The sequence below is a fragment of the Mycobacterium paragordonae genome, assembly GCF_003614435.1.
Classification (GTDB): domain Bacteria; phylum Actinomycetota; class Actinomycetes; order Mycobacteriales; family Mycobacteriaceae; genus Mycobacterium; species Mycobacterium paragordonae.
Map to the genome: position 1 here is coordinate 3,040,599 of NZ_CP025546.1, position 16,725 is coordinate 3,057,323.

Below are 16,725 nucleotides of genomic sequence, written 5' to 3' on the forward strand. Positions count from 1 at the left end.
CCGATATCAGTTTGAATTCATCTCTGCGGCGGCAGATGACCGCCGGTCACTATCGGGGTAGTGGAGGAGAAGATATGTCGTTCGTGTTTGCGGCACCGGAGTTAGTCGAGGCGGCCGCCCAGAATCTGACCGGGATCAGCTCGGCGTTGGGCCAGGCGACGACGGCAGCCGCAGTTCCGACCACCGCGGTGCTGGCTGCCGGTGCCGACGAGGTCTCGGCAGCGATTGCTCAGCTGTTCGGTGCGCACGGCCAGGAATTCCAGGCCATCAGTGCACAGGCCGCGGCGTTTCACGACGAGTTCGTCGGACTGCTGAACGCAGGGGCGGGCGCCTATGCGAGTGCCGAGGCTGCCGGTGCGCAGACGCTGTCTGGAACGGGCCTCGTGGGCTTCGCCGATGCGGTAGCCGCGCCTTACCAGGCACTGGCTGCCAACACGGCCGCTAATCTGCAGGCCCTGAGCGGCGCACTGGCCGCCCATCCGGCGCCGGTGTTGACCCAGTTGGCCAGCAACCTGTCCGGCTACGGTCCGCAGATTGCCACGGGCTTCGCGAACGCGCCGGCCAGTATCGAGGCCGGGCTGAACGCGCTTTCGACGGCCAATCCGTTGGCCGCGTTGCAGGGGATCGTCAACCAGCAGATCGGGTTCGGGCAGGTGGTCGCCAGTTCGCTGCAGCACGCCGGGAACGACCTTGTCGCCGGTTTCAGCGCGCTGCCCTCGAGTTTCCAGGCTGCCTCGCAGGCTTTTGCTGCGGGTGATGTCACCGGTGGTCTGGAGCTGATCGGCGGCGGCTTCCTCAACCCATTCTTCTCCGGTTTCAACACGGTCACCGGGGCTGACGGAGTCATCACGGTGACGCCCACCGGTGCGTTGGGCGATCTGTTCCCCATCGTGGCAATCCCCGGGCAGATGGCACAGAACTTCACCGATCTGCTGCCAGTGGGCTCCGTCCCGGCTCAGGTGGCGCAGCACTTCACCAATCTGGTGAACACGCTGACCGACACCGGCGTCACCTCAACGGTTGGACTGATCGTCGACCCCAATGGACCGTTCGGCCTCGGGGTGACGATCGATGCTCACATGGGGTTGCCACTGACGCTGGCCATCGAGGCTTTAGGAGCGCCCGCCAACGGCCTCAATGCCCTGGGGGTCAGCGCTACGACGTTCGCCGGTGCAGTTCAGAGCGGAGATGTGTTGGGGGCTGCGAGCACTGTCCTCGGTGCACCCGCAGCCTTCGCGGACGGCTTCCTGAATGGTCAAATGAGCTTGCCCATCACCATCGAGGCCCTCGGCGCGCCCACCACCCTCAACCTGCCGCTGAGTGGGCTTCTCGTGCCCGCCGCTCCGTACACCGCAGTTGTGGATGCGGCTGAGCTACTCGGTGTCCCGGGACTGACCTTCAATTCGACCGTTACCGGTACTCCGATCGGCGGCTTGATTCCGGGCCTGTTGGACTTCCTGCCGCAGAGCCTCGCGGCCGCTCTGGGTGCGCCGGCGCCGGTAATTCCGCCCCTGGTGTTCGGGTAGCGATTGGGCGGGGCCCACTTGCCCGCCGTCCGAATTCTCTATTTGGCCGGTTTTGCCGCGTGCGGACACAACTCCGCCTTAGGCTCCCTCATGCCCTGATGAACGTCAGGTGAACTCCGCAACGGAGCGAGGGAGCCCGCAGATGTCGTACTTGGTTGCTACGCCGGATCTGGTCACTGCTGCGGCGGACAATTTAGCGGGCATACGCACGGCTCTGGGGTCGGCAGCCTCGGCCGCGGCGGGTCCGACGACGGGTCTCGCGGTTGCTGCGGGCGATGAGATATCGGCGGCCATCTCGCAGTTGTTCGGCAGCTACGGCGAGCAGTTCCAAGCGCTCAGCAGCCGGGCGACGGCGTTTCACGCCGAATTCGTGAGTTTGCTGAACGGCGGAGCGGCGGCGTACGCCGCGGCCGAGGCGGCCAATGCGTCGCCGTTACAGGCCGTGCTCGACGCGGTGAACGCGCCCACCCAGACACTGCTGGGACGCCCCTTGATCGGCAACGGCGCCAATGGCCAGGACGGGACCGGGTCGAACCCCGGGACCAACGGTGCGCCGGGCGGAATCTTGTACGGCGACGGGGGCAAAGGTGGGGCCGGTGGACCGAGCGGCGGCGCGGGCGGTGCCGGCGGGGCGGCCGGTTTGATCGGCAACGGCGGGATGGGCGGTGCCGGCGGTGCTGGCGCGGCAGTCGGCGGGGCCGGTGGCGCCGGTGGTGCTGGTGGCCTGTTGTCCGGCAACGGCGGTGCCGGCGGTGCTGGTGGCGTCGGAGCGACCGGGACCGGAGCCGGCGGCGCCGGCGGGAACGCCGTGCTGTTCGGCGACGGTGGGAACGGCGGCGGCGGCCCGACGGGCGGTACCGCCGGTCGCGCGGGAGTTTTCTACGGTAACGGCGGCGACGCCGGCGCCGGGTCTGGGCAGGCCGGTGCGGCCGGTGGTCTGTTCGGCAACGGCGGCAATGGCGCGTCCAGCGACACGGCGGCGGGCGGTGCCGGCGGTAATGCCTTCTTCGGCGACGGCGGAGACGGCGGCTCGAGCCTCGCCGGTGCGGGTGGTGCCGGCGGAAATACCATGATCGGGAATGGCGGCACCGGCGGCGCCGCTGGCGGCGCCGTGAGCGCGGCAGGCGGCACCGGCGGCAGCGTCGGGATCCTCGGCAACGGCGGGAACGGCGCGAACGGCGGCGGCGGCGTTGTGGTTCCCGGCCTCCTCGGCCTTTCTGGCGGCTTCGGCGGGAACGGCGGCACCGGAGGACTGCTGGGCGGTAACGGTGGGGCCGGTGGGGCCGGCGGCACCGGTGGGGACGGCACTACCCTCGGCGGCGGCGCGGGTGGTAACGGTGGGGCCGGCGGGAACGCCAGCTTCTTTGGTAACGGTGGGGCCGGTGGGGCCGCCGGCACAGGCGGCGCAGGCAGTTTGCTCTTCGCTGGCGGTGACGGCGGCGCCGCCGGTAACGGGGGTAGCGCCGGGGTGCTGATCGGCAACGGTGGTGCCGGTGGGGCCGGCGGAGCCGGCGGCGTTGGCGGCACTACCGGCGGAAGGGGCGGGCACGGCGGCGCTGCCGGCGTCGGCGGCAACGGCGGACTGCTGTACGGGAACGGCGGGGACGGCGGGGCCGGCGGGGCCGGCGGGCCCCGCGCGAACGCTCTCGGGTCAGCCGGAAACGGCGCGAACGGCGGCGATGGCGGCAATGCCACGTTGTTCGGTACCGGCGGCGCCGGCGGCGCAGCCGGGGCGGGGGGAACCCCCGGCGGAGGCGCCGCAGGAGTTCCGGGCAATGCCGGCACCAATGGGCTGCTCGGGACGGGCGGTTCACCAGTCGCCGCTGCGATGTCGTTTTCAGCTGCGAGCACCGCTTCGCCGCTTGGGCCCTATGAAGACCTGCTGAACAACACGCGCGCCAACCTGCAGAGCATCAGCAATACATGGCTGGCCGATCCGGTGCCATTCCTGAACCAGTTCCTCACCAACCAGTTCAACTACGCTTCGCTGACCTTCACGGCGCTTACCAGTGCCACCCGGGACTTCACTATCGGGCTGGCCAATGTGCCTGCGAGCCTGCGAGCCGGCGACGTGGCCGGCGCTTTGGTCGGACTCTTCGTCAGCGGCATCAACGCAAGTGACTTCGCCAATATTCAACTGCTCGGCACCGTGGGAGACCTGTTCCCCCCGCTGACCATCCCCGGCGACATTTCGCAGAACTTCACGAACGTGCTTCGGACGGTCCTGGACACGAACATCGCCTTCACGCTTGACACCACAACCTTGACTGGGGCGGCGACCGTTGGTTTGCCGCTGGCGATGACGCTCAACGCTGTTGGTTCGCCGATCACCACAGCGCTGGCGTTTGCAGACAGCGCAACTGCGGTAACGAGTGCTCTGCAGGCCGGAAATATCCCGGCGGCAGCGACCGCACTGATCGGTGCGCCGGCGAATATCGCCGACGGCTTCCTCAATGGCGAGGCTGTGCTGCCGCTGGAACTGCCGCTGTCGGCCACGGCGGGCGTCCCGGTGACGCTCGATATACCCGTTGGAGGGATCCTCTCGCCGCTCAGGCCGTTGGTGGCTAACGTGGTCGCCCCTGTGATCGGCCCGGTCTCCGTCACACTCGGTGGGACGCCCGCCGGAGGTATCGTTCCCGCCCTGCTGAGTTACGCACCCGGGCAGCTCGCCAACGCCATCGCGTAGCTGCCGGGCGGCGCTGAGCGTCGGTTATCGACGCGAACGCGCCGTGCGTCAGCGTGCAAGCGGTCTCGACCGCGCGACGTGATGCGTCCCGCAGTAACACCCGCTAATCCCACGTTTGAAAACCGTCGGCAGTGGGTACCTGCGCGTGTACATCGGGTGTACAACGAGGGGGGCGACCGTGTCATTTGTGATCGCAGAGCCGGATTTCGTTACCGCGGCAGCCGGACAACTGGCTGATATTCGGTCTTCGATCACAGCGGCCGCCGAGGCTGCCGCAGCTCCAACGACCGGCATCGCAGAGGCTGCAGCCGACGAAATCTCCGCAGCGATCTCCCGTCTGTTCGGCGCGTACGGACAGGACTTCCAGGCAGTCAACTCTCAGGCCGCGGCATTCCACGCCGAGTTCGTGCGGCTGCTGAACGGCAGCGCAGCCGCCTATCTGTCCGCCGACATCGCCAACGCTGAACAGACTCTTCTGAGCGGCGCCACGGGTTTCCCAACGGCTGCGCCAACCGACCCGCTCGGAGGCCTGCTCGGCGGGCTGCTCGGCGGCGGAACCACCAGCGGCGGCGGCCTCCTCGGCCCTCTCACCGGCGGCACCGGTGGACTCAACCTGGGCGGAGTCAACTTCGTCCTTCCGTCGCTTCCGTCGCTACTGTCCCCGAACACCCTGAATTCGGCACTCGGCAGTCTGAGCGGGGCTACCGGACAATTGGGTCCGATCCTTGGGGGCATCGGGACCTCCGTGCAGAATCTCCTGTTCCCCCAGCTCGTCGCCGCACCCGGTGTCGCTGCCGCGCCCAACCCGTACCAAGTCCTGTTCGAGAACACCGTCCGGAACCTCAGCGATCTCGGTGCCAACTACCGGCCGTTCCCGATCTTGAGCCAGGTCGCCGTAAACCAGGCTCACTACGCGCAACTCGCGGGGAATGCGCTGGCGCTCAATCTGCAGGGCTTCCCGGGCAATGTGCCGGCGAATATCCAACTGGGCTTGCAGGAAGCGGCGCACTTCAACCCGGCAGTGGGAGCTCAGGCGTTCATCAACGGGACGACCGGCTTCTACGGCACGCTGGGAACGCAGCTGGCCAAGTTCGGCGAAGGCATCCAGCAGACGTTCCCCACATTTCAGCGGGACTTGAACCTCGCTGGTATGGCGATCCAGCAAGGCCAGTATCCCCAAGCGGTGCAGTACGGAGCGCACTCACTTGTGGACCTCTTCATCACCGGGTTCGACACCAGCGGTCTCGGGATTTCTGTCGATGTTTCGAATTTGCTGAAGCCTGAGCTCGTGATCTCGGGGCCGATCGGGGTGGAGGGTCCGGCAGGAGCGTTGCTGCCGATTCTGACCGCCGTGGGTCAGCAGGTGCAGGGTGCCGCCAGCCTGATTCCGGCGAACTCGATACCAGGAATGATGGCGCAGAACTTCGCCAATGGAGTCAACACGCTTACTAACGCAGGCGTTTCGGCAGATTTCGCCGTGACTCTCGATCTGTTGAACCCGGCGGCCAGCGGTCTCGCCGGAGAGGCGATCTTTGGTTTGCCGCTGCAACTGGGCTTCGCCATATTGGGCCCGCCCTTCGCCGGCCTGAATGGTCTGGCACAGGGCGCCTCGGCGTTTTCCGCCTCCATGGCTACCGGCAACCTGTGGGGCGCGGCAAACGCCATAGGCAACACACCGGCCTTCATCCTCGACGGATTCCTGAACGGCGAAGTGGTGATCGATCAGCCGCTGCCGGTGACTGTGACCATCCCCGTGCCTCTGCTGCCGCTCCCGATCACCATTCCGACGATTGCCCACCTGCCGCTAACCGGTCTACTGGTTCCGCCACACCCGATTTCGGCTACGGTGCCGCTAAGCCAGGCACTAGGCATTCCTGGTCTTCCGAACCTCAATGTGCCTCTCGGCGGCACAGAATTCGGCGGAATCTTCCCGTTCCTGCTGAACACGCTGCCGCAGCAGATCGCCCAATCCATGGCATACACGAACACTGCGGCGTAACTGCCGAAAACTCTAAAAGCGTTGGCCGGGCGCCAGTCTGATCGGATCGGCGCCTGTACGAGCGACTGATGTCAAGGTCGATTGCCGGCTAATAGAGCGGCTCCAAGGCATATTGGTCTGGGATTTCCGCGGTGCCTGTTAAGACTCGACGTATGCTCTGCTTTACCCAATACGTTTAGTTTGCTGTCGCCTGGTAGAGAGGGCCGAATGACGGTCGAGTTCCGCCTGCTCGGCGACGTCGAGGTGTGTGTGGACGGGCAGCGGCTGGATATCGGGCATGCGCGACGGCAGTGTGTCCTGGTCGCGTTGCTGGTCGACGTCAATCACGCGGTGTCACCGGAGCAGTTGGTGGATCGGGTGTGGTCGGATCGGCCGCCGCGTCGGGCCCGAAATTCGTTGGCGGGCTACGTGTCTCGCCTGCGGAGTCTGCTGGCCGACATCGACGGCGTGACGATCTCCCGGGGACCCTCGGGCTACGTGCTGGGTGCGGATTCGTTGTCGGTGGATCTGCACCGGTTCCGGGATCTGGCGGCGCGGGCGCGAGCGAGCGCTGACCCGGTGGAGGCGACGGCGTTGTTCGATCAGGCGCTGGGGGTCTGGTCCGGTGAGCCGTTCATGTTCCTCGACACGCCGTGGGTGAACGAAGTGCGCAGTGCGGTGCGTGCGGAGCGGTTCGCGGTAGAGCTCGATCGCAACGATGTGGGTTTGCGGGCGGGTCGTCATGGTGAGTTGCTGGTGGAGTTGACCGCATCGCAGGCTGCGCATCCCCTCGATGAGCGGCTGGCGGGGCAGGTGATGCTGGCGCAGTACCGGTGTGGGCGGCAGGCCGATGCGCTGGAGACCTATCGCCGCACCAGACTCCGGCTCGTCGAGGAACTCGGCGTCGAGCCCAGCCCCGCGCTGGCCCGCGTTCACCAGCAGATCCTTGCCGGTGAAGCGCGCCATCGCACGGAGCCGGCGGTCGCTGTGGACGTCGTGCCGGTGCGTCCGGTGGTGTGTGATCGACCGCATTCGGGGTTGCTGCGGCGTGCGACGAGTTTCGTCGGTCACGAGCGGGAGTTGGCGCAGACAGTGGCGGCGTTGCGGGTCGGACCGCTGGTGACGCTGGTCGGGGTTGGGGGTGTGGGTAAGACGCGGCTGGCATGGGAGGTGGCGCGCCGTGACCAGCAGCGATTTGCCGACGGGGTATGGCTGTGCGAGCTCGGGCCCTTGGAGCACGGCGAGGCGGTGGGGCATGCGGTGGCGGCGGCGTTGCGATTGCGTCAGCAGCACGGGATGGGCGTCGAGGAGTCGGTGATCGAGTACCTGCGGTCGCGGTCGGCGTTGCTGGTCTTGGATAACTGCGAGCACGTGGTGGAAGCGGCGGCGGGGTTGGCCGAGCGGATTGTGGGTCAGTGTCCGGGGGTGTCGGTGCTGGCCACGAGTCGGCAGGGGTTGGGGGTCGAGGGCGAGCAGATGGTGGCGATTGCGCCGCTGTCGGTGGAGGATGCGACGCGGTTATTTGTGGATCGGGCGCGGGCGGGGGTCCCGGGGTTCGGGGCGGAGGGCCAGTCCGCCGGGGTGGTGGCTGAAATCTGCCGGCGAGTGGATTGTCTGCCCTTGGGCGTCGAACTGGCGGCGGCGCGGATGCGGGTGATGAGTGCGGCTGATGTGGTGCGCCGGTTGGATCGGCTGGGGTTTCTGCGGGGTGCCATGCGGGGGGCGTTGCCGCGTCAGCAGAGTCTGGTGGCCACCATCGACTGGTCGTACCGGTTGCTGACCGAGGCTGAGCAGGCATTCTTTGCGCAGTTGTCGGTGTTCGCGGGGTCGTTTGATTTGGCGGCCGCTCACGTCGTGTGTGCCGGGGGCGACGAGGACGACACGCTGGATGTGCTGGCGGGTTTAGTCGACAAGTCGATGGTGGTGGTGCGCAACGTCACCGACCGCACCCGCTATGCCGTGCTGGAAACCCTGCGCGCCTACGGACGAGAACGCCTGCAGGAATCAGGGACCGAACAACAATTGATGATTCGCCACGCGGAGTACTTCACCGATCTGGCCGAGCGGGCGGGAGCCGGCGTGGAGACCGCCGAGGAACGCGAATGGATCGAGCGGGTTCTGCCCGACTACGACAACCTGCGCACGGCGTTCGAGCGGGCGATGTCCGACCACAACATCGACCTGGCGTTGCGGTTGGTCGCCGCCTGCGCGGAGATATTCGGTATCCGCGTCGGTTATGAGGTTTTCCGGTGGGCCGAACGCGTCGCCGCGGCCGCCGATTCCGATCATCCGCTGTATCCGGCCGTGGTCGGCACGGCCGCCAGGGGAGCCTGGGCCCGCGGCGAGTATGCGACAGCACGAAGCCTGGCGGAGCTGGCCGGGGGGCGGGTGCCCGGACCGGGTACGTCGCGGATCGCATATCCCGGAGATGTGCTCGCTGATCTGGATCTCTTCGAAGACAAGGCCGAGCAGGTTCTCAACTACTGGGACGAACAGGTCGCGGTGGCCCGGCAGGGCAGCAATCCGATCCGGCTGGGGCAGACACTTTCCACCGGCGCCGTCCTGCACGGGGTGCTGGGAGGCGATTTCGACCCGTACTTGCCGGCTGCGCGCGAAGGCGTGGAAATCGCCGAAACGACCGGCAATCCGACGGCCCGGTCCACCGCCTATTTCGGGCTGGCTTTCCTGCTCAAGAGGTCCGAGCCAGGCCGAGCGCTGGCGCTGTTCGACGAGGCCGCGAGCCTGGCCGGCGACGTGCAGAACTTCTGGTGGTACGGCATCGCGTTGATGGAAGCTGCCGCCACTCGCGCAGTGCACGGTGACCCGGTCGCGGCAGCGCAATTGTTCGACGACGTGCTGGACCATTGGGACCGGGTAGGCGACTGGACCGAACTGTGGATCAGCCTGCGCTATGTGACGCGGTTGCTGGCTCGACTCGGCGCTGAGGACGATGTTGCATTCCTGCACTGGGCGCAGCTCAAAGCGGGGAAGGGATCCCCGTTACACGCCGACCAGCTGTCGGCGCTGCAGGAGAGTTTGGGTGCGGCACGTTTCGCTGCCCACGGCGACGCGGATGCCGACGGGGCCGAGGTAGTGGCTCGGGCGCGTTCGGCGCTGCAGCGCTATGCCCAGCGCACCGCCTCGGTGTAGCCGGGCGCTCTACCCAAGGACGCGGCACCGAACGTCAGCTGCTGCCGCGCGTCCGGTGCCGCGTCGTCGGGGGCTGGTGCTCAGCCGACCTGGACGCCTGCGCTTCCGCTGAACGCGGCCTGCAAGGCCAACTGCAGGTTGAGCAAAATGTTGCTGATCGAAGCGCTCAGGCCCAGGCCGGCGTTGTTGAGCGAGGCCAACAACGAGCCGCCGGTTTGGGTGAGACCAGCCAGACCCGTCTGGAGGCTAGTCACCAGTGCGCCGCCCGTTTGCCCGAATCCCGACAGACCGGCACCGAGGCTTGCACCCAGCGCGTTGCTGAAGACGTTCGTCACCTGGGTAACCGCATTCACCCAGATGTTGGCCAGCGCCATACCGGTTTGACCGCTTCCTGCCAATGCTGCGACGAGGTTGGCGGCGATCGCCGCGCCGGTCTGTGCCAGCCCGGACAGGCCCCCGCCGAGCCCGGCGGTTAGGCTCCCACCCGCGTTCAACAGGCCGTTGATCCCGGCGTTGAGGGCTGCGGACAGGCCAGCCAGGTTCAGGTTCAGGTTGGCGTTGAGTGCTAATGAGAGGTTGGGTAAGGCCGCCGTGAGGTTGGCCGCCAGGTTGGCGCCGGCGTTGAGGAGGGCGTTGAGGCCGGCTTGCAGGGCCGGTGCTCCGTTCAAAGCGGCGGATAGCGCGGCGTTGAACGCTCCCGAAAGGGCGCCCAGACTCGCCTGGAAGGCAGGCAGGCTACCCGAGAACGCTGCGGTCAGGGCACCCGACAGAGCAGCGTTGAGGGCGGGAAGGGAGGCGCTGAAGCTGGCCGCAAGGGCCGGCAGGGCACCGCTGAAGGTCGCGGCCAGGTTCGCCCCGGCGTTGATCAGGGCATTGACGCCGGCCTGGAACGCCGGGGCGCCGGCCAGGGCGGCATTCAGGGCTGCGTTGAACGCGCCGCTGAGGGCGTTCAGGCTGGCCTGGAAGGCCGGCAGACCGCCCGTGAGGGCGGCGTTGATGGCCCCGGTGAATGCTGCCGAGAGGGTCGGCAGGGTACCGCCCAGGGTGGCCGAGAACTGGGCGGCCAGGGCCGGGAACGCGCCGCTTAAGGTAGCCGCCAGGTTCTGCCCGGCGGTGACGAAAGCGTTCAGGCCGGCTTGCAGAGCCGGGGCCCCGGCGAACGCGGCGTTCAGTGCAGCGTTGAAGGCCGTGTTCAGCGCGCCGAGGCTGACCTGGAACGACGGCAAGCTGCCCGACAGCGCGGCATTGAGGGCCCCGGTGAACGCTGCAGACAGGGCCGGCAGCGTGGCGCTGAACGATCCGGAGAGCTGCGCCGCTAGCGCCGGCAGGCTCGCACTGAAGGTCGCTGCGAGGTTCTGGCCGGCGTTGATCGCAGCGTTGAGGGCCGCGGAGAGGCCGTTGAGGTTGGCACCGAGGTTGCCGGTGAGCATCGCGTTCAGGGCGGCGCCGAAGTTGGGCAGCACCAGGCCGGGGAAGCCGGGGATGTTCAGCGGCGGGAGCCCGAAGTTCAGCGGCGGGAGCTGGAAGCCGGGGAAGCCGGGCAGCGGGGGCAGGGTCAGGTTGCCGGCCAGGTTGACCAGCGTGTTCAGGCCACCGGTCAGGGCGGCGCCGAAGTTGGGCAGCACCAGGCCCGGGAAGCCCGGCACGTTGAGCGGCGGCAGGCCGAAGTTCAGCGGCGGGAGCTGGAAGCCGGGGAAGCCGGGCAGCGGGGGCAGGGTCAGGTTGCCGGCCAGGTTGACCAGGGTGTTCAGTCCACCGGTGAGGGCGGCGCCGAAGTTGGGCAGCACCAGCCCGGGGAAGCCCGGCACGTTGAGCGGCGGCAGGCCGAAGTTCAGCGGCGGGAGCTGGAAGCCGGGGAAGCCGGGCAGCGGCGGCAGGGTCAGGTTGCCGGCCAGGTTGACCAGGGTGTTCAGTCCACCGGTGAGGGCGGCGCCGAAGTTGGGCAGCACCAGGCCGGGGAAGCCCGGCACGTTGAGCGGCGGGAGCCCGAAGTTCAGCGGCGGGAGCTGGAAGCCGGGGAAGCCGGGCAGCGGCGGCAGGGTGAGGTTGCCCGCCAGGTTGGCCAGCGTGTTCAGCCCGCCGGTCAGGGCGGCGCCGAAGTTGGGCAGCACCAGCCCGGGGAAGCCCGGGATGTTCAGCGGCGGCAGGCCGAAGTTCAGCGGCGGCAGCTGGAAGCCGGGGAACCCAGGCAGCGGGGGCAGGGTCAGGTTGCCGGCCAGGTTGGCCAGCGTGTTGAGCCCACCGGTCAGGGCGGCGCCGAAGTTGGGCAGCACCAGACCCGGGAAGCCCGGCACGTTGAGCGGCGGGAGCCCGAAGTTCAGCGGGGGCAGCTGGAAGCCGGGGAACCCAGGCAACGGCGGCAGGGCAAGGTTGCCACTCAACGCGGCATTCAAGGCGGCCGACAGGCCATTGAGGTTAGCGCCGAGGTTCGCCGTGAGTGCGGCACCCAGGTTGGGCAGCACCAGGCCGGGGAAGCCCGGCACGTTGAGCGGGGGCAGGCCGAAGTTCAGCGGCGGGAGCTGGAAGCCGGGGAAGCCGGGCAGCGGGGGCAGGGTCAGGTTGCCGGCCAAGTTGGACAGGGTGTTGAGTCCGCCGGTGAGGGCGGCGCCGAAGTTGGGCAGCACCAGCCCGGGGAAGCCCGGCACGTTGAGCGGGGGCAGGCCGAAGTTCAACGGGGGCAGTTGGAAGCCGGGGAATCCGGGCAGCGGCGGCAGGGTGAGGTTGCCGGCCAGGTTGACCAGGGTGTTCAGGCCGCCGGTGAGGGCGGCGCCGAAGTTGGGCAGCACCAGGCCCGGGAAGCCCGGGATGTTCAGCGGCGGCAGGCCGAAGTTCAGCGGCGGCAGTTGGAAGCCGGGGAATCCGGGCAGCGGGGGCAGGGTGAGGTTGCCGGCCAGGTTGACCAGGGTGTTGAGGCCACCGGTGAGGGCGGCGCCGAAGTTGGGCAGCACCAGCCCGGGGAAGCCCGGCACGTTGAGCGGGGGCAGGCCGAAGTTCAGCGGCGGGAGCTGGAAGCCGGGGAATCCGGGCAGCGGCGGCAGGGTCAGGTTGCCCGCCAGGTTGACCAACGTGTTCAGACCACCGGTCAGCGCGGCGCCGAAGTTGGGCAGCACCAGGCCCGGGAAGCCCGGCACGTTGAGCGGCGGGAGCCCGAAGTTCAGCGGGGGCAGCTGGAAGCCGGGGAACCCAGGCAACGGCGGCAGGGCAAGGTTGCCACTCAACGCGGCATTCAAGCTGGCCGACAGACCATTGAGGCTGGCGCCCAGGTTTGCACTGAGGGCCGCCCCGAGGTCGGGCAGCACCAGGCCCGGGAAGCCCGGGATGTTCAGCGGCGGCAGGCCGAAGTTCAGCGGCGGGAGCTGGAAGCCGGGGAACCCGGGCAGCGGGGGCAGGGTCAGGTTGCCGGCCAGGTTGGCCAGCGTGTTCAGGCCACCGGTCAGGGCGGCGCCGAAGTTGGGCAGCACCAGCCCGGGGAAGCCCGGCACGTTGAGCGGCGGCAGGCCGAAGTTCAGCGGCGGGAGCTGGAAGCCGGGGAACCCGGGCAGCGGCGGCAGGGTCAGGTTGCCGGCCAGGTTGACCAGGGTGTTCAGTCCACCGGTGAGGGCGGCGCCGAAGTTGGGCAGCACCAGGCCGGGGAAGCCCGGCACGTTGAGCGGCGGGAGCCCGAAGTTCAGCGGCGGGAGCTGGAAGCCGGGGAACCCGGGCAGCGGCGGCAGGGTCAGGTTGCCCGCCAGGTTGGCCAGCGTGTTCAGCCCGCCGGTCAGGGCGGCGCCGAAGTTGGGCAGCACCAGCCCGGGGAAGCCGGGGATGTTCAGCGGCGGCAGGCCGAAGTTCAGCGGGGGCAGTTGGAAGCCGGGGAAGCCGGGCAGCGGGGGCAGGGTGAGGTTGCCCGCCAGGTTGGCCAGCGTGTTCAGCCCGCCGGTGAGGGCGGCGCCGAAGTTGGGCAGCACCAGCCCGGGGAAGCCGGGGATGTTGAGCGGCGGCAGGCCGAAGTTCAGCGGGGGCAGCTGGAAGCCGGGGAACCCGGGCAGCGGCGGCAGGGTCAGGTTGCCGGCCAGGTTGGCCAGCGTGTTCAGGCCACCGGTCAGGGCGGCGCCGAAGTTAGGCAGCACCAGACCCGGGAAGCCCGGCACGTTGAGCGGCGGGAGCCCGAAGTTCAGCGGGGGCAGCTGGAAGCCGGGGAACCCAGGCAACGGCGGCAGGGCAAGGTTGCCACTCAACGCGGCATTCAAGCTGGCCGACAGACCATTGAGGCTGGCGCCCAGGTTTGCACTGAGGGCCGCCCCGAGGTCGGGCAGCACCAGGCCCGGGAAGCCCGGCACGTTGAGCGGCGGGAGCCCGAAGTTCAGCGGCGGGAGCTGGAAGCCGGGGAACCCGGGCAGCGGGGGCAGGGTCAGGTTGCCGGCCAGGTTGGCCAGCGTGTTCAGGCCACCGGTCAGGGCGGCGCCGAAGTTGGGCAGCACCAGCCCGGGGAAGCCCGGCACGTTGAGCGGGGGCAGGCCGAAGTTCAACGGGGGCAGTTGGAAGCCGGGGAAGCCGGGCAGCGGCGGCAGGGTGAGGTTGCCGGCCAGGTTGACCAGGGTGTTCAGGCCACCGGTGAGCGCGGCGCCGAAGTTGGGCAGCACCAGGCCCGGGAAGCCCGGCACGTTGAGCGGGGGCAGGCCGAAGTTCAACGGCGGCAGCTGGAAGCCGGGGAACCCAGGCAGCGGCGGCAGGGTCAGGTTGCCCGCCAGGTTGGCCAGCGTGTTGAGCCCGCCGGTCAGGGCGGCGCCGAAGTTGGGCAGCACCAGGCCCGGGAAGCCCGGCACATTGAGCGGCGGCAGGCCGAAGTTCAACGGCGGCAGCTGGAAGCCGGGGAACCCAGGCAGCGGCGGCAGGGTCAGGTTGCCCGCCAGGTTGACCAGGGTGTTCAGGCCACCGGTGAGCGCGGCGCCGAAGTTGGGCAGCACCAGCCCGGGGAAGCCCGGGATGTTCAGCGGCGGCAGGCCGAAGTTCAACGGGGGCAGCTGGAAGCCGGGGAAGCCGGGCAGCGGGGGCAGGGTCAGGTTGCCGGCCAGGTTGGCCAGCGTGTTGAGCCCGCCGGTCAGGGCGGCGCCGAAGTTGGGCAGCACCAGCCCGGGGAAGCCCGGCACATTGAGCGGCGGGAGCCCGAAGTTCAACGGCGGCAGCTGGAAGCCGGGGAACCCAGGCAGCGGCGGCAGGGCAAGGTTGCCACTCAACGCGGCATTCAAGCTGGCCGACAGACCATTGAGGCTGGCGCCCAGGTTTGCACTGAGGGCCGCCCCGAGGTCGGGCAGCACCAGGCCGGGGAAGCCCGGCACGTTGAGCGGCGGGAGCCCGAAGTTCAGCGGCGGGAGCTGGAATCCGGGGAACCCAGGCAACGGCGGCAGGGTCAGGTTGCCGGCCAGGTTGGCCAGCGTGTTCAGGCCACCGGTCAGGGCGGCGCCGAAGTTGGGCAGCACCAGGCCGGGGAAGCCCGGCACGTTGAGCGGCGGGAGCCCGAAGTTCAGCGGCGGGAGCTGGAAGCCGGGGAACCCAGGCAGCGGCGGCAGGGTGAGGTTGCCGGCCAGGTTGGCCAGCGTGTTGAGCCCGCCGGTGAGCGCGGCGCCGAAGTTGGGCAGCACCAGGCCGGGGAAGCCCGGGATGTTGAGCGGCGGCAGGCCGAAGTTCAGCGGGGGCAGCTGGAAGCCGGGGAAGCCGGGCAGCGGGGGCAGGGTGAGGTTGCCCGCCAGGTTGACCAGCGTGTTCAGTCCACCGGTCAGGGCGGCGCCGAAGTTGGGCAGCACCAGCCCGGGGAAGCCCGGGATGTTCAGCGGCGGGAGCCCGAAGTTCAACGGCGGCAGTTGGAAGCCGGGGAACCCAGGCAGCGGGGGCAGGGTGAGGTTGCCGGCCAGGTTGACCAGCGTGTTCAGGCCACCGTTCAGGGCGGCGCCGAAGTTAGGCAGCACCAGCCCGGGGAAGCCCGGGATGTTCAGCGGGGGCAGCCCGAAGTTCAGCGGGGGCAGCTGGAAGCCGGGGAACCCAGGCAGCGGGGGCAGGGTGAGGTTGCCGGCCAGGTTGGCCAGCGTGTTCAGGCCACCGGTCAGGGCGGCGCCGAAGTTAGGCAGCACCAGGCCCGGGAAGCCCGGGATGTTCAGCGGGGGCAGGCCGAAGTTCAGCGGCGGGAGCTGGAAGCCGGGGAACCCGGGCAGCGGCGGCAGGGTCAGGTTGCCGGCCAGGTTGACCAGCGTGTTCAGCCCACCGGTCAGGGCGCCATTGAATGTTGCTGCCAACGAGGGGAGGCCCCCGAGACCCGCCGAAAGTGCCGCGCTGAGCTGAGCGCCCAAAGCGGGCAGACCGACGCCGAGGTTGCCGGCAAGGTTGACACCAGTCTGAACCGCCTGGGACAAAGCAGCCGAGAAGTTGCCAATAATTTGCCCACCGGTTTGAGCGAGCACCGCCAGGGACGGAAGCGCGCCGGTGAAGTTGGCGCTCAGGTTTGCGCTGAGATTTGCGCCCAGGGTTCCGTTCAACAGCGCGGCGAGGGCAGCGTTACCTTGGCCTGTGAGCGCGGCACCCGCTGCCGACAACGAAGCTCCCGCGCCGCCCAATCCGACGCCGAGGTTCGTGATGACTTGGCCTGTCTGAGCAAGTCCAGCGCCGAACCCGGACGCGAGCGCCCCGCCGGTCTGCAGGGCCAGACCCGCGCCGAGGCTGGGGAGGGCGGCGACGGCACGTAGTGCGTTAGCGGCGTTGAGCCCAAGCGATCCCGACCCACTGATTGAGCCACCGAGGCCGGGTAGTGAACCGGAGAGGCCGCCTTGGAAACCGGCGGCGATGTTGCCCAGGCCGATCTCGATGTTCGCGACGATGTTGTTCAGGTTGAACAACGCGGAGATGTTGACGGCTTCCGCCGCTGCGTAGGCCGTGGCGCCGCGACTCAGTGCTGCCACGAACTCTTCGTGGTACGCGGCAGCTTGTGCGCTGACGGCCTGATAGTCGCTGCCGAGGGTGCCGAACAACCGCGCTATGGCAGTCGACACCTCGTCGGCCGCAGCAGGCGCTAACGCGGTCGTAGCACCAGCGGCTGATGAGGTGATTTCACCCAACGACGAACCGATACCGGCCAACTGCTCAGCAGCAGCCTCGACGAATTCGGGCACAGCAATGACAAAAGACATGTCCATCTCCCCAGATGACCCCAATGGAACAGCCGTGGCCCCGCCGACGCCCGATCGTCACAGTGGCAACACGTGGGCAATAGATCCCCGTACGGAGGGCAGGTTAAACCCGTTATTTCTAAGAATTTTCGGGCAGAATCTTATAGTCTGCGATTGACCTTGCGGTCCTACCTTTTGCCCGAAATCAACTGTGCCAGAGAGCAACTGCTCCCTCGTGTATAGCAGTGG

Annotated in this window: 5 protein-coding genes; 4 read left to right on the top strand and 1 reads right to left on the bottom strand. The window is 68.6% G+C overall.

Annotated elements, in window-relative coordinates:
- The first annotated feature begins 74 nt into the window (after nucleotides 1-74).
- The 4 genes from C0J29_RS34390 (at nucleotide 75) to C0J29_RS14050 (ending at nucleotide 9,340) form a co-directional block, all read left to right on the top strand.
- On the top strand, nucleotides 75-1,526 hold the full coding sequence (locus C0J29_RS34390) for a PE family protein (protein ID WP_120792693.1): 1,452 nt from the start codon (nucleotides 75-77) through the stop codon (nucleotides 1,524-1,526).
- A gap of 142 nt (nucleotides 1,527-1,668) precedes the next feature.
- Complete coding sequence (locus tag C0J29_RS14040; RefSeq protein WP_120792694.1) at nucleotides 1,669-4,212, top strand: PE family protein; 2,544 nt, start codon at nucleotides 1,669-1,671, stop codon at nucleotides 4,210-4,212.
- Nucleotides 4,213-4,390: 178 nt separating this feature from the next.
- Nucleotides 4,391-6,211: a PE family protein gene (locus C0J29_RS14045; protein WP_120792695.1), complete on the top strand. Its 1,821-nt coding sequence runs from the start codon at nucleotides 4,391-4,393 to the stop codon at nucleotides 6,209-6,211.
- Nucleotides 6,212-6,418: 207 nt separating this feature from the next.
- A complete protein-coding gene (locus C0J29_RS14050; protein ID WP_120792696.1) occupies nucleotides 6,419-9,340 on the top strand; it encodes an AfsR/SARP family transcriptional regulator in 2,922 nt (973 codons plus the stop codon).
- Between the two features lie 80 nt (nucleotides 9,341-9,420).
- Here the strand turns inward: C0J29_RS14050 and C0J29_RS14055 are convergent, their stop codons facing one another.
- A complete protein-coding gene (locus C0J29_RS14055) occupies nucleotides 9,421-16,497 on the bottom strand; it encodes a PE domain-containing protein (protein WP_162951351.1) in 7,077 nt (2,358 codons plus the stop codon).
- Nucleotides 16,498-16,725 lie beyond the last annotated feature (228 nt).

Bases quoted from the DNA above. Each gene is read 5' to 3' on its own strand.
- C0J29_RS34390 (WP_120792693.1), top strand. From the start codon at position 75: ATGTCGTTCGTGTTTGCGGCACCGGAGTTAGTCGAGGCGGCCGCCCAG.
- C0J29_RS14040 (WP_120792694.1), top strand. From the start codon at position 1,669: ATGTCGTACTTGGTTGCTACGCCGGATCTGGTCACTGCTGCGGCGGAC.
- C0J29_RS14050 (WP_120792696.1), top strand. From the start codon at position 6,419: ATGACGGTCGAGTTCCGCCTGCTCGGCGACGTCGAGGTGTGTGTGGAC.
- C0J29_RS14055 (WP_162951351.1), bottom strand. From the start codon at position 16,497: ATGTCTTTTGTCATTGCTGTGCCCGAATTCGTCGAGGCTGCTGCTGAG.